Origin of the sequence: Bacillus sp. FSL H8-0547 (assembly GCA_038002745.1) — a bacterium.
GTDB lineage: Bacteria > Bacillota > Bacilli > Bacillales > Bacillaceae > Bacillus_P.
Genome location: JBBODD010000001.1, coordinates 959887 through 982335, shown reverse-complemented (window position 1 = coordinate 982335; position 22449 = coordinate 959887). Strand labels below are relative to the sequence as shown.

Annotated in this window: 17 protein-coding genes, 1 pseudogene and 1 riboswitch; of the genes and pseudogenes, 15 read left to right on the top strand and 3 right to left on the bottom strand. The window is 44.6% G+C overall.

The window, feature by feature from the left end; translation table 11 throughout:
- Positions 1-20: 20 nt before the first annotated feature.
- The 4 genes and pseudogenes from pruA to MHB63_04780 all read left to right on the top strand — a co-directional run bounded on the left by pruA (position 21) and on the right by MHB63_04780 (position 4871).
- A complete protein-coding gene (pruA, locus tag MHB63_04795; protein MEK3805911.1) occupies positions 21-1562 on the top strand; it encodes an L-glutamate gamma-semialdehyde dehydrogenase in 1542 nt (513 codons plus the stop codon).
- A gap of 156 nt (positions 1563-1718) precedes the next feature.
- Positions 1719-3188, top strand: a complete 1470-nt coding sequence (putP, locus tag MHB63_04790) for a sodium/proline symporter PutP (protein ID MEK3805910.1) — start codon at positions 1719-1721, stop codon at positions 3186-3188.
- A gap of 120 nt (positions 3189-3308) precedes the next feature.
- The gene (locus MHB63_04785) at positions 3309-4529 is read left to right on the top strand and encodes a helix-turn-helix domain-containing protein (protein ID MEK3805909.1); all 1221 of its coding nucleotides are present in this window, start codon (positions 3309-3311) and stop codon (positions 4527-4529) included.
- Between the two features lie 15 nt (positions 4530-4544).
- Positions 4545-4871 (top strand): annotated as a pseudogene (locus MHB63_04780) (YnfA family protein).
- A gap of 244 nt (positions 4872-5115) precedes the next feature.
- On the opposite strand, the gene MHB63_04775 reads toward MHB63_04780, so the two are convergent.
- Entirely contained in the window at positions 5116-5523 is a 408-nt protein-coding gene (locus tag MHB63_04775) for a YkvA family protein (protein MEK3805908.1), read from the bottom strand.
- 132 nt (positions 5524-5655) lie between these two features.
- Here MHB63_04775 and MHB63_04770 point away from each other — a divergent pair, with 132 nt between their 5' ends.
- Complete coding sequence (locus MHB63_04770; GenBank protein ID MEK3805907.1) at positions 5656-6336, top strand: zinc metallopeptidase; 681 nt, start codon at positions 5656-5658, stop codon at positions 6334-6336.
- 48 nt (positions 6337-6384) lie between these two features.
- On the opposite strand, the gene MHB63_04765 is transcribed toward MHB63_04770, so the two are convergent.
- Positions 6385-8391 (bottom strand): sigma 54-interacting transcriptional regulator, encoded by a 2007-nt coding sequence (locus tag MHB63_04765; protein MEK3805906.1) that lies wholly within the window; start codon positions 8389-8391, stop codon positions 6385-6387.
- A gap of 277 nt (positions 8392-8668) precedes the next feature.
- Here MHB63_04765 and MHB63_04760 point away from each other — a divergent pair, with 277 nt between their 5' ends.
- The 8 genes from MHB63_04760 to MHB63_04725 all read left to right on the top strand — a co-directional run bounded on the left by MHB63_04760 (position 8669) and on the right by MHB63_04725 (position 18847).
- Positions 8669-10096, top strand: a complete 1428-nt coding sequence (locus tag MHB63_04760; protein ID MEK3805905.1) for a C4-dicarboxylate ABC transporter permease — start codon at positions 8669-8671, stop codon at positions 10094-10096.
- A 35-nt stretch (positions 10097-10131) separates the two neighbouring features.
- Entirely contained in the window at positions 10132-11307 is a 1176-nt protein-coding gene (gene iadA, locus MHB63_04755; protein MEK3805904.1) for a beta-aspartyl-peptidase, read from the top strand.
- Positions 11308-11363: 56 nt separating this feature from the next.
- Complete coding sequence (locus MHB63_04750; protein ID MEK3805903.1) at positions 11364-13889, top strand: cyanophycinase; 2526 nt, start codon at positions 11364-11366, stop codon at positions 13887-13889.
- A gap of 493 nt (positions 13890-14382) precedes the next feature.
- Entirely contained in the window at positions 14383-15048 is a 666-nt protein-coding gene (locus MHB63_04745) for a type 1 glutamine amidotransferase domain-containing protein (protein ID MEK3805902.1), read from the top strand.
- Positions 15049-15190: 142 nt separating this feature from the next.
- Positions 15191-16171, top strand: coding sequence for a zinc-binding dehydrogenase (locus MHB63_04740; protein MEK3805901.1), 981 nt, complete (start codon positions 15191-15193; stop codon positions 16169-16171).
- Between the two features lie 21 nt (positions 16172-16192).
- Positions 16193-16480 (top strand): putative quinol monooxygenase, encoded by a 288-nt coding sequence (locus MHB63_04735; GenBank protein MEK3805900.1) that lies wholly within the window; start codon positions 16193-16195, stop codon positions 16478-16480.
- 120 nt (positions 16481-16600) lie between these two features.
- Positions 16601-17458 (top strand): LysR family transcriptional regulator, encoded by an 858-nt coding sequence (locus tag MHB63_04730; GenBank protein MEK3805899.1) that lies wholly within the window; start codon positions 16601-16603, stop codon positions 17456-17458.
- Positions 17459-17519: 61 nt separating this feature from the next.
- A riboswitch (purine riboswitch) is annotated at positions 17520-17623 on the top strand.
- A gap of 189 nt (positions 17624-17812) precedes the next feature.
- Positions 17813-18847: a PTS sugar transporter subunit IIC gene (locus MHB63_04725; GenBank protein ID MEK3805898.1), complete on the top strand. Its 1035-nt coding sequence runs from the start codon at positions 17813-17815 to the stop codon at positions 18845-18847.
- A 71-nt stretch (positions 18848-18918) separates the two neighbouring features.
- On the opposite strand, the gene bla is transcribed toward MHB63_04725, so the two are convergent.
- Positions 18919-19848 carry a class A beta-lactamase gene (bla, locus tag MHB63_04720; GenBank protein ID MEK3805897.1) on the bottom strand — a complete coding sequence of 310 codons (930 nt, stop codon included), beginning with the start codon at positions 19846-19848 and terminating at the stop codon, positions 18919-18921.
- A 311-nt stretch (positions 19849-20159) separates the two neighbouring features.
- Here bla and MHB63_04715 point away from each other — a divergent pair, with 311 nt between their 5' ends.
- A complete protein-coding gene (locus MHB63_04715) occupies positions 20160-21965 on the top strand; it encodes a BlaR1 family beta-lactam sensor/signal transducer (GenBank protein MEK3805896.1) in 1806 nt (601 codons plus the stop codon).
- Positions 21946-22329 (top strand): penicillinase repressor BlaI, encoded by a 384-nt coding sequence (gene blaI / locus MHB63_04710; GenBank protein MEK3805895.1) that lies wholly within the window; start codon positions 21946-21948, stop codon positions 22327-22329. The genes MHB63_04715 and blaI overlap by 20 nt, the downstream gene beginning before the upstream one ends.
- Positions 22330-22449: the final 120 nt, after the last annotated feature.

The window sequence follows — 22449 nt, the reverse complement described above, 5'->3', positions numbered from 1 at the left end:
ATAAAAGGGAGAGGATCTGCATGATTCCATACAAACACGAACCATTTACTGATTTTTCAAACGAGGAAAACAAGAAAGCATACCTTGAAGCGCTTGAGCAGGTAGAAGGCTATCTTGGCCAGGACTATCCGCTTTACATTGGGGCAGAAAAAGTAACGACTGAAGACAAAATTACGTCTTACAACCCGGCAGACAAAGCTCAAGTAATCGGACGAGTTTCAAAAGCAAACCGCGAGCTTGCTGAAAAGGCTATGCAGGAAGCTTCTGCAGCATTTGAAAGCTGGAAAAAAGTAAAACCTGAAATCCGCGCTGACGTTCTTTTCAAAGCAGCAGCCATCATCCGCCGCCGCAAGCATGAGTTTTCGGCTCTTTTAACAAAAGAAGCGGGTAAGCCTTGGAATGAAGCGGATGCGGATACAGCTGAAGCGATTGATTTCCTTGAGTTCTACGCTCGCCAAATGCTGAAGCTCAAAGACGGAGTGCCGGTTGAAAGCCGTCCGGGCGAATACAACCGCTATGACTACATTCCGCTTGGAGTAGGCATCATCATCTCTCCTTGGAACTTCCCATTTGCGATCATGGCAGGAACGGCTGTTGCTGCAATCGTAACAGGAAATACGATTCTATTAAAACCGGCATCAACAACTCCGGTCGTTGCAGCTAAATTCGTTGAGGTTATGCTTGAAGCGGGTCTTCCTGCAGGCGTTCTGAACTTTGTTCCTGGAAGCGGAGCGGAAGTTGGCGACTACCTTGTTGACCATCCGAAAACTCGCTTTATCTCATTCACTGGCTCACGTGATGTAGGTCTTCGCATCTTCAACCGTGCTTCACAGCTGAACGACGGCCAAATCTGGCTTAAGCGCGTAATCGCTGAAATGGGCGGTAAAGATACGATTGTCGTAGATAAAGAGGCAGACCTTGAGCTTGCTGCTCAATCGATCGTAAAATCAGCATTTGGCTTCTCGGGACAAAAGTGCTCAGCATGCTCGCGTGCGGTGATCGTTGAAGATGTATACGATCAAGTTTTGAACCGTGCGGTTGAACTGACGAAAGAGCTGACAGTAGGCAACCCGACTGAAAACCACTTCATGGGTCCTGTCATTGATCAGGCTGCTTTTGACAAAATCATGAGCTACGTTGAAATCGGCAAAGAAGAGGGCCGCATTCTATCTGGAGGCGAAGGCGACAGCTCAAAAGGCTTCTTCGTTCAGCCGACAATCGTTGCGGACGTAGATCCGAAAGCGCGCTTAATGCAGGAAGAAATCTTTGGTCCGGTTGTTGCATTTGCTAAAGCAAAAGACTTTGATGAAGCGATTGAAATTGCCAATAACACAGAATACGGCCTGACTGGTGCTGTTATCACGAAAAACCGTGAAAACATGGAAAAAGCACGCGAAGATTTCCATGTAGGAAACCTTTACTTTAACCGCGGCTGCACAGGCGCAATTGTAGGCTACCAGCCATTCGGCGGATTTAATATGTCCGGCACTGACTCTAAAGCGGGCGGACCAGACTATCTGCAGCTTCACATGCAGGCAAAAACAACGTCTGAAACGTTCTGATTTCAGCTCCAGCATAAACAAAAGGGATAAAAAGAAGGAGGAAGTGACCAACCAAGTTGCTTCCTCTTTTTAAAAGCTGATTACGCATGAAGTGCAGAATACTGCATTAAAAAAAGAATCAAACAGAGAGATTTTTGGCGGAAGAGGGGTACTTTTATGATAGACTACGCACTCATTACATCAATAGGCATCTATATGGCAGGTATGCTGCTGATTGGGTATTTTGCCTATAAACGTACTTCAAATTTAAATGATTACATGCTTGGCGACCGCGGTCTCGGGCCTGCTGTTACAGCACTGAGTGCAGGAGCTGCCGATATGAGCGGATGGCTTTTGATGGGTCTTCCGGGGGCAATGTATGCCACAGGTCTAAGTTCAATGTGGATTGTCATCGGTTTGACGCTCGGCGCTTATGCGAACTGGCTGTATGTTGCACCGCGCTTAAGAACGTATACGGAAATTGCGAATAATTCCATCACCATTCCTTCCTTCCTTGAGAACAGGTTTGCAGACGGATCCAGGATTTTACGATTAATTTCGGCTTTAGTTATCTTAATATTCTTTACTTTTTATGTATCCTCAGGAATGGTTTCCGGGGGAGTGCTGTTTGAAAGCACATTTGGACTTGATTATCACACGGGTCTTTGGATTTTAACAGGCGTTGTTGTCGCCTATACGCTGTTTGGAGGATTCCTTGCAGTAAGCTGGACTGATTTTGTTCAGGGAATTATTATGTTTGTTGCACTTATCTTAGTTCCGATCGTCACGGTCATTCATGTGGGAGGGTTCGGTCCTGCATTTGAAACACCGGGTTCAATAGATCCGGCTCTGCTTGATATTTTTAAAGGAACAAGCTTCCTCGGCATCGTTTCCCTTTTTGCATGGGGACTCGGCTATTTCGGCCAGCCGCACATTATTGTCCGCTTTATGGCAATCAGCTCTGTGAAAGAAATTAAGAAGGCGCGCGCAATTGGAATGGGATGGATGATTTTTTCAAGCATCGGCGCTATGCTTACCGGATTTTTCGGCATCACCTATTTTGCAGGTGAAGGCACAAAGCTTGATGATCCAGAAACAGTTTTCATCGTGCTTGGAGAAGTCCTGTTTCATCCTTACATCACAGGATTTTTAATCTCTGCGATTCTCGCTGCCATCATGAGCACGATATCTTCGCAGCTGCTTGTAACAGCAAGCTCGCTGACGGAGGATATTTATAAAACATTCTTCAGACGGTCTGCATCAGATAAAGAACTTGTTTTCTTGGGAAGAATGTCTGTCCTGCTGATCTCTGTCATTGCCCTGATTCTGTCATGGGAGCAAAATGACACGATTCTTGGACTTGTAGGTTACGCGTGGGCAGGCTTCGGTTCTTCATTTGGACCGCTGATCCTCCTGAGCCTTTTCTGGAAGCGCATGACGAAGTGGGGGGCACTTGCAGGAATGGTAGTAGGTGCTGCCACGGTCATCATCTGGTCAATGGCCGGATTGTCAGACATGCTTTATGAAATGATTCCAGGCTTTGCCGCAAGCTTGATTGCCATTGTTGCAATCAGTCTGATCACACCAAAGCCTCCTAAAGAAGCAGGGGAGCAATTTGATGAATTTGAACGAGTGTTGAAGCAGTAATATCCAGCAGGAAGTCCCTCTATGCGGACTTCCTGTTTTTTTCGGCTATTCCATTCTTCTGATCAAAAGGTATATAATTAGGTTCATCAATTTACCTAAAGAATCGGGGGGCCGATCTGCATGATCCTTGAGAAGATCCAGACCATTACAAACATTAATGATATTACGGATATGGTCAGCACCTATTTGAAAAAGCCGGTTGTGATTGAAAATGACCAATTCTCTCTTTTGTCCTACAGTTCGTATTACATCGATCAGTTTGATCAGGCGAATCAGCAGACCATTTTCACGAAACACTGGCCCATTCCTATTTTAGAAAAGTTTATGGATGAAGGAATTGTGGAACAGCTGAAGACCATTCCCCATCCTTTCAGAGTGAAACAGATTGCGGAAATCGGCCTTAATCAGCGTGTCGTTGTAAGCGCTATTTATAAAGAACAGGTTTTTGGCTATATATGGGTTCAGGAGACAGAGCCTATGTCAGAGGAGGATCTCGATTTTCTTCATGAAGTGTCCCGTCACATCGGGAAGCTTCTCTATCAAAAAAATCAGATTAACCTGAGAGAAAACGAAGAAAAAAACGAGTTCTACAAAAAGATCATCGGGCAGGCGTTTCAAACGGAAAATCAGATCAGGTGGGAAGCGGCAAATCACAGCATCATGATTCCGGAAACGTTTATTGTCACAATCTTCACGGTCTCCCAAAGTGAGGAGGAGCAGCTGGAGGAACTGACGGAAACGGTCAGGCTGTTTGCCAATGCACTGAATCATTTTGCACACGTCTTTACCGATCAGCTGAAGGTGGTCGTCATTATCGGAAGCAATGCAAAAGTATCCGATCAGCTCTCGGCAAGTGCAGCAGAACTGACGTCGACGGTCATTTCCCAGTTTGGCGGCTATAAGATATATGCCGGCATCGGCAATTCGTATTCCTCCATCCTGCAGCTAAGAAAATCTTACTTTGAGGCTCTTGAAGTGATTAACGCTGCCAAGTTTATCGGTTCATCCGAAAAGCTGCCGTTTACATACAGCAAGCTCGGCATTTTCAGATACTTGGAGACCATTTCAAAGCACCACAGTATTACCGGCTACAACAATACAAGCCTCCAGATACTGAGAAAAAAAGATGAGGAAAGCCAGACGAAGCTGATTCATACGCTTGAAATTTATCTGCTTAATAACTGCAAACTGAAACCAACCGCTGAACAGCTGTTTGTTCACACTAATACACTCAAATACCGGATAAATCAAATTCAGGAGCTGACTTCGATCGATTTTGATGATTTTTATACGCGGATTCAGCTGTATATTGATCTGCAGCTTTTGAAAAAAGAGATTTAGACCGGGAGGACATTTTTGATGTATTCGATTCTTTTATTCCTGATTGCAGGTCTTTTAGAAATTGGAGGCGGCTACCTGATCTGGCTTTGGCTGCGCGAAGGAAAACCTGTTTACTGGGGAATATTCGGCGGCGTGTCGCTTGCCGTCTATGGAATCATTGCAGCGATGCAGACGTTCCCTTCGTTCGGACGGGTCTAAGCTGCTTACGGAGGGATTTTCATCATTCTCTCAGTTCTTTGGGGATGGGGAGTTGACCGGAAGACGCCAGATCTCTATGATTGGGTCGGCGCAGGCATCTGCCTTGTCGGAGTTTCCGTTATGCTGTTTGCGCCGAGGGATTGAGAGGTTACTTTCAGGCGTTTTTGATGATTGGATTGTTAGCGGTGTGTTTTGGATTGTTAGACCGGAAATTTGGATTGTTAGCGAACCGAATTGGATTGTTAGACGGGGTGTTTGGCTTGTTAGCCGGCCCAATTGGCTTGTTGGACCTTAAAATTGGTTCGCAGTCCTGCTGCAGAGTTCGTAAAAGTCCTTTTTCACCAAAAAACGTCTGTTCCTAAGCGGAACAGACGTTTTTTTATCGCACTTATTTGATTTTCTCGTCAATGGCAGCGGTGTCGACAGAAGGTCCGAACCATTCTGTCAGCTTTTCTTTCGCCTGGGTTTTGATATCATCGTCAATATACATTGCCACCTGAAGGAGTGCCAGGCCCAAAGCTCCGAGGTCATCGGTGTAGCCCACGCCGGCGGCAAGGTCCGGTATAAGGTCAAGCGGCAGAATGAAGTAGCCTAAAGCACCGATAATGATGGCTTTTGTTTTGGCAGGCACTTCAGGCTTCTGAAGGGTATAGTACAGCAAAAGGACAGCGTACACGACAGATGATCCGGCTTTTTTGCCGAATTTTTTTAATTTATTCCAGAACTTTGAGTCGGAATAATGTTTTTCCGCTTTCTGCAGTTCCTCAAGAGTTTCATTTTCCTGCTTGATCGTCATGCTTTCACCTTCGTTTCCATGTGGTATGCCATTATTTTACTACAAGATGGGCACATCATGATAGCACTTCGCTGTTTATTAACAGATGCTTGAGGAAATATAACAGTAAGAACTTTACTCAGGAGGCGCTATATGTTTTTTCATCCTATGGATATTCTCATTTTTGCCGCGTTCGGGCTTGCCCTGTGGGCGCAGGCCAAGGTGAAAAGCAATTTTAATAAATGGTCCAAAGTTCAGGCATCATCGGGACTTACCGGCATGGAGGTTGCACGAAGAATTCTTGATCATCACGGTCTCCATCATGTACCCGTAGAACCGGTAAAAGGAACTCTTTCCGATCATTATGATCCGACGAAAAAAGCGGTTCGCCTTTCCGAGCCTGTCTATGCGGGTCATTCGATTGCCGCCATTTCGGTTGCGGCACATGAAGTGGGGCACGCCGTTCAGCATAAAGAAGCATACGGGGCCCTGACGTTAAGACATAAAATGTTTCCGGTTGTAAGCCTGTCCTCCGGGGTCGCGCCTTTTCTGCTGATTGGAGGATTTTTGCTCGGTTCAATGAATCTGATCGGACTCGGCATTATTTTCTTCTCGGCAGCTGTCGCCTTTCAGCTTATAACGCTGCCTGTCGAATTTAATGCAAGCAACAGAGCAAAGGATTTTATGATTGCAGAAGGCATCATCCGGAATGAAGAAGAGCGCGGAGTGAACAAAGTGCTTGGAGCAGCCGCCCTGACATATGTAGCAGCCGCACTCATCTCTCTGCTTGAGCTGCTGAAGTTTGTATTGATTTTTACACAAAACAGAGAATAGACAGATGCCGGACCTTGTAAAAGAGGTCCGGCTTTTATATGCTGACCTTTATTTCACGACAGCTGTTCTCTCCAAATACCTTATCCCCGCCTCCGTAATTTTCGTCCCGCCGCGTCCTTTCCGTTTTTGGATCCATCCTTTTTCCTCCAGGTCGTCAAGCCGTCTGCGCACTTGCTGAGGGGTAAGGGGCATGATCCATTCTTTTGTTTTTTCCGAGATCAAATCTCTGCTTGCTGCTTTTCCTGCCAGGTTGCATTCTCTCACAATCAACAGGATGGCGTCATGCTCTGACTGTTCGCTGCTTGCTGCTTGCGGAATGTCTGCTGAAAACGAATGAGGAAGGTCATGTTTTGTTAAAACAGAGCCATCGGCAACTGTAATCATATAATCAACCGTATTTTTAAGTTCTCTTATGTTGCCGTCCCATTCTGCTGATGCAAGCAAATTCATTAATGCAGGCTCGACCTTGAGCCACTTGCCGTTTTTTGTGATGAAGTGGTGAATGAGAAGAGGGATATCCTCTTTTCTTTCCTTCAGTGACGGAATGGAGAGGTTAAGGACATTCAGCCTGTGGAACAGGTCATTGCGGAATGTCTGCTCTTTCATTTGCTTTTCAATCCGTTTATTTGTGGCCGAGATGATTCTGACATTAATGGGTATGATTTTCGTTCCGCCGATTCTGCGGATTTCCTTTTCCTGAAGCACTCGCAGCAACCGGGATTGCATGGAGAGACTGATGTCGCCGATTTCATCGAGAAAAATGGTTCCGTTATCAGCTAGCTCAAACAATCCTTTTTTCCCCCCTCGCTGAGCACCCGTAAATGTCCCTTCCTCATAACCGAAAAGCTCGCTCTCAAGCAGGCTTTCTGAAAGAGCACTGCAGTTGACAGGCAGAAAAGGTCCGTTTTTTCTCATGGAATGCTGATGAATGGCGTGTGCAAATAATTCTTTGCCTGTTCCTGATTCTCCCTGGATTAAAATCGGGTGTTCGGAAAGAGCCAGTTTTTTCGCGATCTGCTTGAGGTTTATCATTCCGGCATTTTCACAAATGATGTCATCAAAGCTGTATTTGGCAAAAAATCCTTTCTCGCGCAGTTTACGCTGGGCCGTTTTTTCAATTTCCGATGCCTGCCGGACGCTTTTAAAGACAGCGACAGTTGTTTGTTCTAAAGCCATTGAATAGCGATAAACAGCAACATCTACCCCGTGAATGCTGAAAAGGCGGCTTTCTTCGATGCCGTTCTGAATAAATGAAACCACGTCATCCTGCAGGGCTGCTGTTTGAATTGTAAGGTTGATGATATCTGATCCCCTTACTTGAAACAGCGCTTCAAGTTTTTCATTAAAAACCGTTATTTCCATTTTTTCATTCATGGCGAGAATGCCGTCATCCACCGTGTTGACCACGTTCTCGAGATGCTGATAAATCGCTTTTGTCTGCTTTTGCGCAGCCATCAGCTTTTGCTGCAGCTCAATCATGCTGCGGATGTACCTCTCTGAAATGTGGAGAGCTGCATTTTCAGGCAGATTGCAGTAGTCCGCTATTTTTAAAATTGTTGTCATGTCAAACAGACGCACACCAATGTCGAGAATAAGCGGTATGTAAGGGGGGACAAGTTCGATTTCGCCAGGTGAAACGGCTGCATCGATTTTCTCGTGATAGGTCTGATTCTTTTTAAACGGGAGAAACCGGACATGGCTGATCCCCAGCTGATAAAGCGACTGAATCAGTTCCATTGTGACATTGTACTCATCGTTGACGACAAGGACGCTTGAACCTTCCGGAATGGAAAGGAGCTTGTCGAGATAGTCATGATGAACGGTGCGTTTGCCGATTATAACTTTTTCTGCATCTATATTCTTTATATGGTTCAATTCATCTTTGAGGGATTCAGAGGAAAAAAGGATAATATCAGCTTTCAGATTCGAAGGGAGACCTTCATCAGCAGCATAGCTCCTTATAGAAAGGTCATCGCCCAAAAGTTGTACGAGCTGGTGGTGAAGCGTTTTCTTTGTTTTTGTACCGCCTGTCAGGAGAATAAGAGATCGTTTCATACATTCGCTCCTTTTGGTTCTATTGGTTTTATCATATCATAATAAATCACCAATTAAAGGCCAAAAAAGAGAGGATTATTAGAAATTTTAGATAATAACTCTTTATGCAGTAAAGTGAATATGAGCCCTTGAAGAAACTATCATTTTGAATGATACTTACATATGACAAGTATTGAGTTCGGGTGATACCAGCATTTACTCTTCTTTTTTGCATCTTGGCACAAATATTGCATTTACCTTATCAAACGCATCAAAAGAAAAAGGGGAGAAAACGATTATGGCTCTAGCAGAAAAAGCTTACGAACCAAAGGGAAAAGAAGTGAAACCAAAAAAGGAAAGAAAGATCAATGTATTTGCCCTCCTCCTGGGTGTATTGGTTGTTGCAACTCTATTAACCTATGTACTGCCGGCAGGAGACTACGCCAGGGTAGAGGTTGACGGAAGAACAGAGATTGATCCGGATACCTTTACGTCAGCTGAAAATACGCCGGTCAGTCCGTTCGGCATGGTAAAGGCACTTCATACAGGAATGGTTGAAGCGGCAAACATTATTTTCTTTGTTCTGATCATTGGCGGATTTTTTGGAGTATTAACGGCTACAGGAACAATTAACTTGCTGATTACAACTCTTGCAAAAAGGCTGGCTTCAAGGGAAAAGCTCTTGATTCCGGTGATGATGCTATTTTTTGCAGTCGGCGGATCGCTGATGGGGATGGCTGAGGAGACGCTTGCTTATATTCCGCTGCTCATTCCGCTTGCTCTTGCTTTGGGATTTGACGTGCTTACGGGAACGGCCATTGTTATTCTAGGCGCTGCTGCCGGTTTTACTACCGCGGTCATGAATCCATTTACAGTGGGCGTCGCCCAGGGAATCGCAGAGCTTCCGATGTTCTCTGGAATGGGATACAGACTTGTATTATTCGTGATTGTCTATGCGGTTTCCGTTATCTTCGTTTACCGTCATGCAATGAAAGTGAAAAAGGATCCGTCAAAAGGGTTCTTCGGAAAATATACAAAAGAGGAAGCGGATGTGCTGCTTCATTCAAAAGAAAGGCTTCAAACAAAGCACAAGCTGATTTTGGCGGCATTCCTTCTAAACTATATCGTACTTGCTTTTGGAGTCATTAAATTTCAGTGGTATATTACCGAGATTGCTGCTCTGTTCGTTGTTTTAACCATCCTTATCGGAATCATCGGCAGACTTTCTGCTGACCAGATTGCAAAATCGTTTGTCGAAGGGTCTTCGCTTTTGATTGGAGGCGCATTAATTATTGGGGTGTCAAGAGCGACACTGGTTGTTTTGAACGAAGGACATATCATTGACCCTATGCTTTTTGGAGTGTCTGATACGCTTAAGAACATTCCTGCTTTCTGGAGCGTGATCGGAATGTACAATTTCCAGGCTCTCATCCATTTTATCCTTGCTTCAGGCAGCGGACATGCGATGCTGACGATGCCGATCATGACGCCGCTTGCCGATTTGCTTGATATTACCCGTCAGACAGCTGTTCTCTCCTTCTCATTTGCAGATGGAATCGGCAATATTATTTTCCCGACAGCAGGCACATTGATGGCCGGACTTGCGATTGCGGGCATTCCTTGGACAAAGTGGGCAAAATGGGTGCTCCCGCTTGTTTTCATTCAATATCTGATCGGCCTTGCAGCCGTTGTGATTGCTCATTTAATGGACTACGGACCGTTTTAAAGACGGATCATCCCAGATAAACAGGAGGTTTACACTTGCTTACACTTATAAAAAATACAGAAGTTTACGCACCGCATTATTTAGGCAGGAAGGATGTTCTTCTTACTGCGGACAAAATCGGCTACATCAAAGACAGGATTGATCTTGATCTTTCAGCACTGTCTGTTCATGTCATTGACGGAACGGGGAAACTTCTTGTTCCGGGGTTCATCGATTCACACGTTCACCTTATTGGCGGAGGGGGAGAAGGCGGGTTTAAAACCCGCACCCCCGAGCTGAACTTGACCGATGCCACGAAAGCAGGCGTTACAACGGTTGTAGGAGTGCTTGGTACAGACGGGACGACAAGAAAAATTGAAAGTCTGCTTGCAAAAGCTCATGCCTTGGATGAAGAAGGCATCACGGCTTATCTGCACACTGGGTCCTACCAGACTCCCGTCAAAACGCTGACCGGAAAAATTGAAGAGGATCTTATTTTTATCGATAAAATGATCGGGGTAGGAGAGATTGCGATTTCCGATCACCGTTCATCAGAACCGACGTTTGAAGAGCTATCCAAAATTGCTGCCGCCGCAAGGAACGGCGGTCTGATCACAGGTAAAGCAGGCGTCCTTGAAATCCATGTCGGCGACAGCGAACGCAAACTCGACCTGCTTTTTGAAATCGCCGAAAAAACGGATATCCCGATTCATCATTTCCACCCGACTCATATTAACCGGAACGAAGAATTGTTTGAAGAAGGCATCAGGTATGCAGAGATTGGCGGATATGTGGATTTCACAACGAGCACGATTCCCCAATTCCTCGAAGAAGGGGAAGTAAAGTGTAGCCGCGGTCTCAGACTGATGCTTGAAAAAGGAGTGCCTGTCACACAAATCACATTTTCATCAGATGGACAGGCAAGTCTTCCTTACTTTGATGAAAACGGGGATTTCGCCGGACTTCAAGTCGGAAAAGTTTCTTCCCTCTATCATGAGGTGCGATCGGCTGTTCTTGATGAAGGAGTTGAACTTGAGACGGCACTGCAGGTGATTACCTCAAACCCGGCCAGGATCCTGAAGCTTAAGAAAAAAGGGGAAATCCGCGAACAGCATGATGCAGATCTTGTGCTGCTTGAAAAAGAATCGCTTGCGATCGACACGGTCATTGCGAAAGGAAGAGTAATGGTTGAAGAAGGCGTCCCGCTTGTTAAGGGCACTTTTGAACAATAAATGAAAATCAGCCTGCGTATACAGACAAGCATCCAACATTAAGAGGGGGAATTGGTGTGAAGAAACGTATCAGCATGCTTGCAGCGGCCTGTCTTCTGGCGTCAAGCTTCAGCATTCCGGCTAATGCCGCGGGCAAGGAAGAAATAAAAGGAAGTCTTGTGATTGCGGGGGGATCTCTTGGAAGCAGCAACAAAGCGGTTTATGATGCTTTTATTGACCGTGCTGGAGGCGCCGGGAATGCTAAAATCGGAATTATACCAGCAGCGAGCGGGAAATTAAAATCATCGAATGAGTTTAAAGCAGATCTTGTGAAATACGGTGTAGACCCAGAAAATGTTGAAATTCTCCCAATCTCAAATCATGACTTCAGCGACACGGACTACAATGAAAAATGGTGGAAACGCAATGCAAATAAGAAAGAAATGGCTGCGAAAATTAACGGTCTGTCGGCTGTCTGGTTTGTCGGCGGCGATCAGCTTAAGATAACTGAAACGCTTTTTCAGGGCAAGGGAAAGCGGACGCGGGCACTTGAAGCCATCTGGGATATTTATGAAAAAGGGGCTGTCATAGGCGGGACAAGCGCAGGAGCCGCCATCATGAGTGATGTCATGATCACAGGCGGAGACAGCCTCGGGGGACTGAAGGGGGAATTTACAACAAAGGATCAAAGTGATCCTGACAAAGAGTACGCGCCTGTCTATATTGAACGGGGACTTGGATTTTTTAAGCACGGGATTGTAGACCAGCACTTTGATGAGCGCGCAAGACTTGGACGACTTGCCGCAACAGCCGTTAAGTATGAAAAACAAAAGAAAAAGAATTATTCATATGGAATTGATGAAGATACGGCACTGATTGTCGATAATCGGACAAAAACAGCCGAAATCGCAGGACGCGGGGGCGTAACGGTTATTGATACAAGCAAATCAAAGCCTGCCGCCAAAGACCTGCACCCTGTGAACGGCGTTGAGGTCAGCTTTTTATCTCCGGGAGATAAAATTGACCTGAAAACGAAAGCTTTTTCTTTCAGAGAGGACAAAGAGGGGACAAAAGGATATGAATACTATTCATTCCAGCCGCTTGATGCAACAGGTGTTTTAACATCATACGGAAGGCTTAAGCCATACCTTTCCTATTCGCTTGCAGACAACGAATCAGCAGATGCAGTCAAGAGCTATCTCTACGACAGCAAAGGGCAGGGATTTGCTTTGACCTTCAGTAAAACAGCTGCAACAAACGGCTACTGGGGCTATCAGGACGGGCAGAAGGATGACTATTCAATTGTGAAGGTCAAAATGGATGTCTCGCCGGTGAGTGTTTCATTTACGAAGGATGACAAGGCGTTTAAAGACTATAAACCTTCTGACTTTACGGTTCCGAGTAAACAGGACCGCGGTGACATCAAAGGAAATCTGGTCATTGCAGGCGGCGCTCTTGGATCAACCAACGAATCGGTTTACAAATCGTTCATCGACCTGGCAAACGGGAAAACGGATGCCAAATTTGGTATTGTTCCGGCAGCAAGCGGGTCGTTAAGTTCAAGTAATACGTTTAAAAAGGATCTGATTCGATACGGAGTAAAAGAAGAAAACATTCAAATCCTGCCTGTGACTGTTTCAAATTACAAGGACACTCCTCAGAATGATGCAGCTGAATGGGAAGAGATGAAGAATTCAGATGAAGCAGTCTCCAGAATAAAAGAACTAGACGCCATCTGGTTCGTCGGGGGAGATCAGACGAAAATCACGAAAGCTCTTTTCAACACTGATCAGTCTGAATCAAAAGCGCTGTCGGCCATCTGGGACATCTATAAAGAAGGGGCCGTCCTTGGAGGAACAAGTGCCGGGGCAGCCATTATGAGTGATGTTATGCTCGCAGGCGGAGGAAGTCTTGACACTCTTGCAAAAGGGTTCACTGACACCTATGACGGCATGCAGCAGCAGGAAGGCGGACCGGGCTATCTCGAGCGCGGACTTGGCTTCTTCCAATATGGCATCATTGACCAGCATTTCGACAACAAAGCCCGTCTTGGAAGACTGATCGCAACAGCTTACGAAAAAGGTGACCGCAATCAGCTATCTTACGGAATTGATGAAGATACAGCCATGGTTGTCCGCAATGCCGAGAAGAAAATAGAAGTAGTCGGCCGTGCAGGGGTTACAGTGGTTGATCTGTCAGAAGTTCAGACGAACCCGGCCGCTCAAAGCCAATACAAAAATATTCAGTTGTCCTCACTTGCAGAAGGCGACGCTGTCGATCTTAAAACGAAGGCATTCAGCATCAGCGAACACAAAGTCAGCACAACCGGATATGAGTACGGAGATTATCAGGCAGCCCCTCACTCAGGCGTACTGACTCCGCACGGCACACTCAGCAAGTACATTTCCTACAACCTTGTTGACAACTTCGGAGAAAAAGAAGTGAAAAGCTATGCCTTCAACCAGGGAAAAGGCGTTGAACTCACATTCAGAAAAACAGAAAAAACCGACGGATTCTGGGGCTACAAAGACGGCGGCAAAGATGATTATTCATTTGTAAATGCCGTCCTTGATATCCAGCCTGTTTCTGTAAAAGTGAAATAACCTTTCAGACCAAGCCGCTTTTGGCTTGGTTTTTTGATGCTTAAAACGAACATACAAAACCTAAACTCCAGTGGATTGCAGCGGAAGGAACTTGACTCCTTGTCCAGCTGCAGCGTCCAACTCCTCTGCCAGAACAAAATCACCCAAAAAGTCAAACCCGGACTTTTCGGGTGATTTCTTATCTGACTGCCGGAGCAAAACGGGCGCTTCCGCTTTTCTAAGGGATGAAGAGGGCACTGAAGATCCCGCAAGCGCAGCGAGGAAGCTTCAGGCACTCCCCGCGGAAAGCAAGTTCCTGGAGCGGAAAGGAACGGGTACGATTTGAAATCTGTATTGAACATACATAAAACAGCCTGCAGCGGAAAGCAATGGGTCCTAATGATAAATATATTTATACATAAGCAAAAAATATCTAATTTGTATTATAGATAACATCGCGCTAAACTAGGAATTGTTAAACAAACAAACCAACACACTCAGGAGGTAACATATTATGAGTAAACATATATTAATGGCCGTAACAACGGCTGACAAAATGAACGAGGATCACGCAACAGGACTTTGGCTCTCCGAATTCGGAGAAGCTTACGTTGAATTTAAAAAAGCCGGCTTTGACATCACAGTCGCAAGTCCCCTTGGCGGAAAAGCGCCGGTTGATGCACGCAGCTTAGAAGGCGGGGAAACTCCGCAGGAAATACTCGACACAGCTCAATACCTTGAACATACAGTAAAGCTTGAAGACGTAAAAGATGCATCTGCTTTTGATGCGATTTTCCTTCCGGGCGGACATGGAACGATGTTTGATCTTCCGGATAACGTGAAGCTTCAGGAATTGATCCGTGACCTGTATGAAGCAGACAAAATTGTAGCTGCCGTGTGCCACGGTCCAGCAGGTCTTGTCGGAGTTAAACTTTCAGACGGCACGCCGCTTGTTGCAGGAAAAGCTGTTACAGCTTTTACAGATGAAGAAGAAAGAGCCACAACACTTGACCGTTTCATGCCGTTCCTTCTTGAAACACGCATGCGCGAGCTTGGAGCAAAATTTGTGGCAGCTGAGAACTGGACAGACCATCTTCAGGCTGACGGCCGTCTTATTACGGGACAAAACCCGCAGTCTACAATCAGCGTAGCAAAAGAAGTCGTTAAACAATTGAGCTAATTCACGGCGGAAGCCTGTAAACTGCGGTTTACAGGTTTTCTTCTATTATGTCTCGTTTCTTCTTGCCGCAAAAAGAGAAGAACTTTTTTAAAACACAGGAAAGACTAATTGATGAACTAACACATAAGGAGAGTCAGAAATGATGAAAGCATTACTGCTTAACGGCAAAAACGAATGGAAAAACATGAAGATTGAAGAAACAGAAAAACCTGTACCAAAAAAGGGCGAGGTTGTAGTTGAAATTCATGCAGCAGGCCTGAATCCTGTCGACTATAAAACAGGAACGAACGGCAACCCGAACTGGACATTCCCACACATTCTCGGCCTTGATGCAGCAGGAACAATCCATGAGGTTGGCGAAGGTGTCACACAATGGAAAAAGGGAGACCGCGTTGTGTATCACGGAGATTTCAACAAAAGAGGGGCCTATGCGGAGTATGGCGTGACAACGGCTCATACAATTTCACGCATTCCGGACAGCATCACGTTTGAAGAAGCGGCAGCTCTTCCAACAGCTGGATATACGGCGTATCAGGCGCTGTTCCGCAAGCTTCCGATGAATGCCATAGAAACAATCTTGATTCACGGAGGAGCAGGCGGAGTCGGCGGCTTTGGCATTCAGCTTGCAAAAGCGGCGGGCAAAACAGTCATTACAACAGCATCCGAACGCAATCATGACTATGTGCTTTCACTCGGAGCAGATCATGTCATTGATTACACAAAAGAAGATGTAAAAGCAAAAGTGATGGAGCTGACAGACGGACGGGGAGTTGACGCTGTTCTTGATACAGTCGGAAGAGACAATGCTACTGCTTCACTTGATTTGATTGCCTATAACGGGCACATCGCCCACATTGCAGGAGCACCTGATTACTCCCGTGTGAAACCATTTACAAAGGTTATCTCCTTCCATGAAATTGCTTTAAATGCTATTCATCATCACGATGATGTCATTTCAGAGCGCGATCTTGCAAAAATGGGTGATGAGCTGCTTAAAATGGTCGACGAGAAAAAAGTTTCCCCATTGCTTGAGAGAGTCATCTCACTCGAAGAAGTGCCGCAAACCCTTGAAGAACTTTCTAACCGTCATGTAAAAGGAAAAATTGTTGCAAAAATAAAATAAGGCAAAGGGGGAAACCCAGTTATGCAACAGATTACAATCACAGCGATATTAACAGCCAAACAAGGCAGGGAAGCGGAACTGAGAGCAGAGCTTCAAAACGTGCTTGCCCCGTCGCGTGCTGAAGAAGGGTGCATGGAATACACGCTTCACGAATCTGCTGAAGATGAACGTGTATTTGTCTTTTACGAAACGTGGAAAGATGCGGAGGCCCTGCAGCAGCACATTGATTCGGCACATTATCAGGCCTACAGAAAAAATACGGCAGATTTAATGGAAAGCCGGCAAGTGCTCAAACTGAGAAAACTGTAACAAACGGCAGCCAGACACCGACCGCTTAGTCCGTCGGTGTCCTTTTTTTATAATAAAAGAATACTTCATAGCGATAACGATAAAAATTTTTATAACAGAACTAAAGGGAGAGAGCTTGAAATGATTGATTTTGAATGGTACCGGAGCTTTATCAGCATCTACCAGCACAGATCTGTTTCCGGAGCTGCAAAAGCCCGCATTCTTACTCAGCCTGCGATGAGCCAGCACCTTGCAGCACTTGAAGCCGAAGTCGGCGAACCGCTGTTCACGCGGGCTCCGCGGAAGATGATTCCGACAGAGAAGGGGAAGGAACTTTACACAAAGCTTGTGCCGCTGATTGAGAACCTTGAAAAAATGACGCTGTCGATCCGGTATGCCTCAGCATCTGCATCTTCAGCGCCGCTGATTCGGATAGGATCGCCAACAGAGTATTTCACAAAAGCAGCTTTAGCAAAGCTGTCTGAGATGGACATCCGGATGTCGGTTCACTTTGATGTGGCTCCGGCTCTCCTGGATGCTCTGCAAAAAGATGAAACGGATCTCATTTTAACGACTCAGAAGGTTCAGGTAGCGGGAATTGATTATGAAAAAATAGAGGACGAGCATTTTGTTCTTGTTGCTCCTGCGGGTTATCCTGAAGCGGAGGCAACTGAAGACTGGATGAAACGCCAGAAATGGCTCAGTTATGGACTTGAACTCCCGATTATCAGGAGGTTTTTCAGGGTGCACTTCGGAAAGCGGCCGGAAGTTCAGCCTCACTGCGTTTTTCCTGATTTACGAACCATTCTTGAAGCAGTTGAACTGGGAATGGGGATCAGTGTTCTGCCGGAATATTTGATAAAGGACTCCCTCCATGCAGGAAAAATAAAGATCCTGTTTCCCGAACGCAAAGTGGAGAATACCATTTTTGCCGCCTATAAAGTTGAAAACAAAGACAATCCATATCTCGGTGAGGTACTGAAGGTGCTGAAAAAGTAGACAATTCTGAACTTTTTCAGGCTGTTGTTAGAAGGGCCATTATGAGTTATACTTTTACGTATTATTCAAAATTTTTTATTCTTGTATAATTTCAGGTAAGAGGGTCTGAACGTTTCTACCTGGCAGCCGATAAAATGCCAGACTACAAGAAAGTGTGTACAGCAAAAAATGAGTTCATACGGATGCATCAGTCTGAAGTCTTTCAGATTGACCGAGTCCTTTCCATGCTCTTATTTTGCCATGCTTTCTGTCTAGCGGCTGATGGTGTGGGAAAATAGGGGCTTTTTAATTGAAATGAATACAGATTACGTGAAAGAGCAACAGGGCTCTTTTTCAGCCGGGGGAGAGAGACAGATGGATTTAGTAAAAGGAACAGTGCTCTTATTAGTCGTACTTGGTTTATTTTCATTATTCAGCTATAAAGCTCCAAAGGGCATGAAAGCGATGGGGGCTCTGGCAAACGCTGCTGTGGCGGCCTTTTTGGTTGAAGCCTTTCAGCGATTTGTAGGGGGAGATCTCCTGAAAATTGAATTTCTCGGAGAAGTGGGAGATGCCGCAGGCAGTATGGGAGGAGTTGCAGCTGCAGCTCTTGTAGCACTTGCGCTCGGGGTATCGCCGGTTTATGCCCTGATGCTTGGTGTATCCTGTGCGGGACTCGGTTTGCTGCCGGGATTTTTTGCGGGCTACGTTGTGGCGTTTCTGGTGAAATGGATTGAGAAAAAAACGCCTGCAGGATTGGATTTGCTCGTTACAATCATTGTGGCGGCGCCGCTTGTCCGCTTCATCGGAAACGGTCTGACTCCTGTAGTTGATGCGACGCTTCTGAACATTGGCGGCATTATTACCGAAACGGCCAACAGCAATCCGGTTCTGATGGGAATTATCCTTGGCGGAGTCATTACAGTGGTTGCCACTGCGCCGCTAAGCTCAATGGCTCTTACTGCCATGCTTGGATTAACAGGTCTGCCGATGGCAATCGGTGCACTTGCAGTCTTCGGGTCATCCTTTATGAACTATGTCCTTTTCAGCCGCCTGAAATTCGGCGACAGACGGACAACGATTGCCGTTGCCATAGAGCCTCTTACACAGGCGGACATTATTACCGCGAATCCTGTGCCTGTTTACGTCACGAACTTCTTCGGCGGGGCCGCTGCAGGGGTTGTTGTTTCACTTTTCGGTCTTGTCAATGATGCGACTGGAACAGCCACACCGATTGCAGGCCTTGCTGTTATGTACGGCTTCAATGATCCTATGACCGTTACAATCGCAGCTGCACTATGCGCCTTAGCCGGCGGAATTACAGGGCTCATCGGCTCTATCGTGTTTAAAAATTTCAAAATCAAAACTGTTTCAGAGATTAGAAAAAGCAGCATAAAAGAGGCTGCATAAGAACAATACATGTTCCACTCAGTACAATAAAAAGAGGAACTCCAGCTGTAAATGGAGTTCCTCTTTTTTATCTATTTATTGACTTTAAGGTCATTCATTACTATTTCTGTTGCCTCAGCAACAAGCTTGTCGTTATAGTCAGCATCTTTTTTATCACGGCTTGAAAGTACAGCAAGCACAATAGGATCTCCTTTTGGTGGCCAAATGATCGCAATGTCGTTGCGCGTTCCGTATGATCCTGATCCAGTTTTATCAGCCACTGCCCATCCTTCCGGCACTCCAGCACGAATTAACGCATCCCCAGTAGTGTTTCTCTTCATCCAATCTATTAAAAGTTCACGTTTCTCAGTTGGAAGTGCATCTCCCAATATAAAAGCCTGAAGACTGGCAGCAAGTGCTCTTGGTGTACTCGTATCATGGGTTTCACCAGGATTAACTTCATTTAAATCTGGCTCCATACGCTCAGGGCTTGTCGTGTTATCTCCAATATCCTCCAGTGCTTTCTTAAATCCGGCCGGTCCGCCCAATTGTTCGAGTATAAGGTTCCCGGCAGTATTGTCACTGTATCGAAGAGAAGCATCAGCAAGCTCCTTAAGAGTCATCCCCGTATCAATATACTTTTCTGTAATCGGATTATAATTAACAAGATCCTCGCGTGTATAAGTAATTCTTTGATTAAGGTCTTCTATTGATTTCTGTTGTAAAAGGGCTCCTACAGCCAGAGCCTTATGAGTGGATGCATAAGCAAAACGCTCATCTGGATGATAGGTTACTGTCCGGTTTGTACCAGTATCCAGGGCAAAGACACCAAGTTTGGCATCAAATTTTTCTTCAAGCTCAGCAAAATCATGATTAGTGGCATTTTCTTGTTCCTTGGGTTTAGTTATATCGGTATGCACATTATTGTTTGAACAACCTATAAGCGTTGCACATGAAAGGAATAGAACAGGCACTATTTTTTTGAAAGATGAAGTACGATAAATATTGCTTAATGATTTCATTAACATTCAACCTCTTTCTAAAAAGTATTTATTATGTATGCTTCTCTGATAGCAACCGCCTCTTTAACTCTTGCACCCTATCTTTTGTTCTTGATGTAGAATGAAGACCTCCTAATGTACGAATTGAATATTTATTCTCATACAAGGACTTTTAAAATGATTACATTTGTAGTCCGACTACATCTGTAGTATAGTATTACATGTGTAATCAAACGAAGTCAATACTTTATTTTTTTGCCATCAAGCCACTATAAATATCCTATTTTCCTTTTTTAAAAAATTTATAGTCATGAGAGGTGGTATTGAAAGACATGTCTTTAACTTTGTTTATAATAGGTCTGCTGGTGTCTTCATTTTCCGTCATGGTTATTCTGCTTATCCGGATATGGTTCCGAAGACAATTACCAGCAAAATGGACCTATCATTTGTGGATGTTTCTTTTATTGTCTTTAGTACTTCCATTCATACCGGCAGATTTGTATAATTTTAGTTCTCTCTTTAGCAGTGGGGATACATATCAGACTAAGGCACCCAGCTCTGATACAGAAAAAAATGGAACGATGCAGAGTCTGAACCTTATTCAAGATTTTTCTGAATCTGTCAACCGGCCGGACCTGTCTTTGCTTACTATGAGTGTGGCGGGTTTATGGGTTTCGGGGGTGCTTATAGTTGCCTTTACGATGGTTCGCGGATTGATCGAACTTAGCAGGATAAAGAAGGATTCTTCTGCGTTTGCCGATCACGAAGTTCTCGTGCTTTTCGAAGAATGCAAGAAACGACTGCAGATTAAAAAATCAATAAAGATTGTTCGTTCGAAAAGAGTCCAATCGCCAATGATATTCGGACTATTTCAGACATTTATTGTCTTACCTTCTCAGCATGAACACTGGCTAAGCTTGAAAAATTACGAGTATATCTTTCTTCATGAACTGAGTCACTATAAAAACAAGGATTTGCTGACAAATTACGTGATATTGTTCTATCAAATTATTTATTGGTTTAATCCCCTTATCTGGCTTGCTTTTAGAAAAATGAGATTCGATCGGGAAATTGCATGTGATGCATCTGTTTTACAGTTGCTGGATGATCATTCTTTTAGTGATTATGGACATACAATCATTAATTTTCTGGCTCTTTCAAAGCGGTCAAGCAAGCTGCAGTTAGTGACGCAATTAAACGGTTCGAAGGTTCAAATCAAAAAACGAATTGAACACATTTCTGCCTATAAGCATTCCGCAGGAAAACCAATAAGAAAAAGCATCTTTATTTATGTGTTGGCCAGCATCATTCTGACATTCCAGTTACCTTTCGTTTCTGCATTTGCGACGGAAAACGACCGATACTATTTTAATAATGACGGAGCAATGTATGAGGATTTACATCAATTCTTTCAAGGGTATGAAGGAAGCTTTGTTTTATATGATGAGAATGCAAAGCAATATCGCATTTATAACGAAGAGAAAAGTACGTTGCGGGTATCACCTGATTCCACATACAAGATCTACAGTGCCTTATTCGCACTAGAATCAAATGTGATTTCACCTGAAGAATCCACTCTTGTATGGGACGGGACAAAGCAGCCCTATGACGCTTGGAATGAGGATCAGGATGTCTCATCTGCTCTGCAAAAATCTGTAAGCTGGTATTTCCAAGAAGCAGATCGCAGAACAGGATTTGAAATCATACAATCCAATCTGAAAGAAATAAATTATGGAAACTCAGATGTATCTGGGGGATTAAATGAATTTTGGCTCGAATCCTCATTGAAAATTTCTCCAGTCGAACAAGTCCAACTTCTGCAATCCTTTTATCACAACCAATTTGGATATGAGCAAATGCATATCCAAACTGTTAAAGATGCACTGCTCATAGAAAAGAATGAAGATGCACGCCTATCGGGAAAAACAGGTACAGGAACAGTGAATGGAAAAAACATCAATGGCTGGTTTATCGGTTATGTAGAGACGAAGAACAATACTTATTTCTTTGCTGCCAATATACAAAACAATGTTGATTCATCAGGAAGCAAGGCGTCAGAAATTACATTATCAATCTTACGGGATTTAGGAATCTATAAAGGAAATGGAGGGGTGAAATATGGAGAAAAACATACCTAGTATTTCAGAATCAGAATGGGAAATCATGAACGTGCTTTGGGAAAAAGCCCCTCAAACAGCGAGTGACATCATATCCTCCTTACAGGAGAATACCGACTGGAAGCCGAAAACGATACGCACTCTTCTCGATCGACTGGTCCAAAAAGATGTAGTGGGCGTCAATAAAAATTTAAGAATCTACACCTTTTACCCGCTTTATACACAGGAAGAGTGCCAGCGTGCCGAAACTGAATCATTTATCAACCGCATCTATGGAGGCACCCTGAAATCCATGCTTGTCCAATTCATTCAGGAAGATACACTATCTGATGATGATATTAATGAACTTCGCTTTATTCTAAATAAGAAACCTGAAAAGGAATAGGATAAAACAGTCGATTTGGAATTTTTCCAAATCGCTTTTTTGTTGTTTAGAAAATTATAAAGAATAATGGGCTGTGGATAACATAACAAAGTTATCATCGGCAAGCGTAAGCGCCTAGAT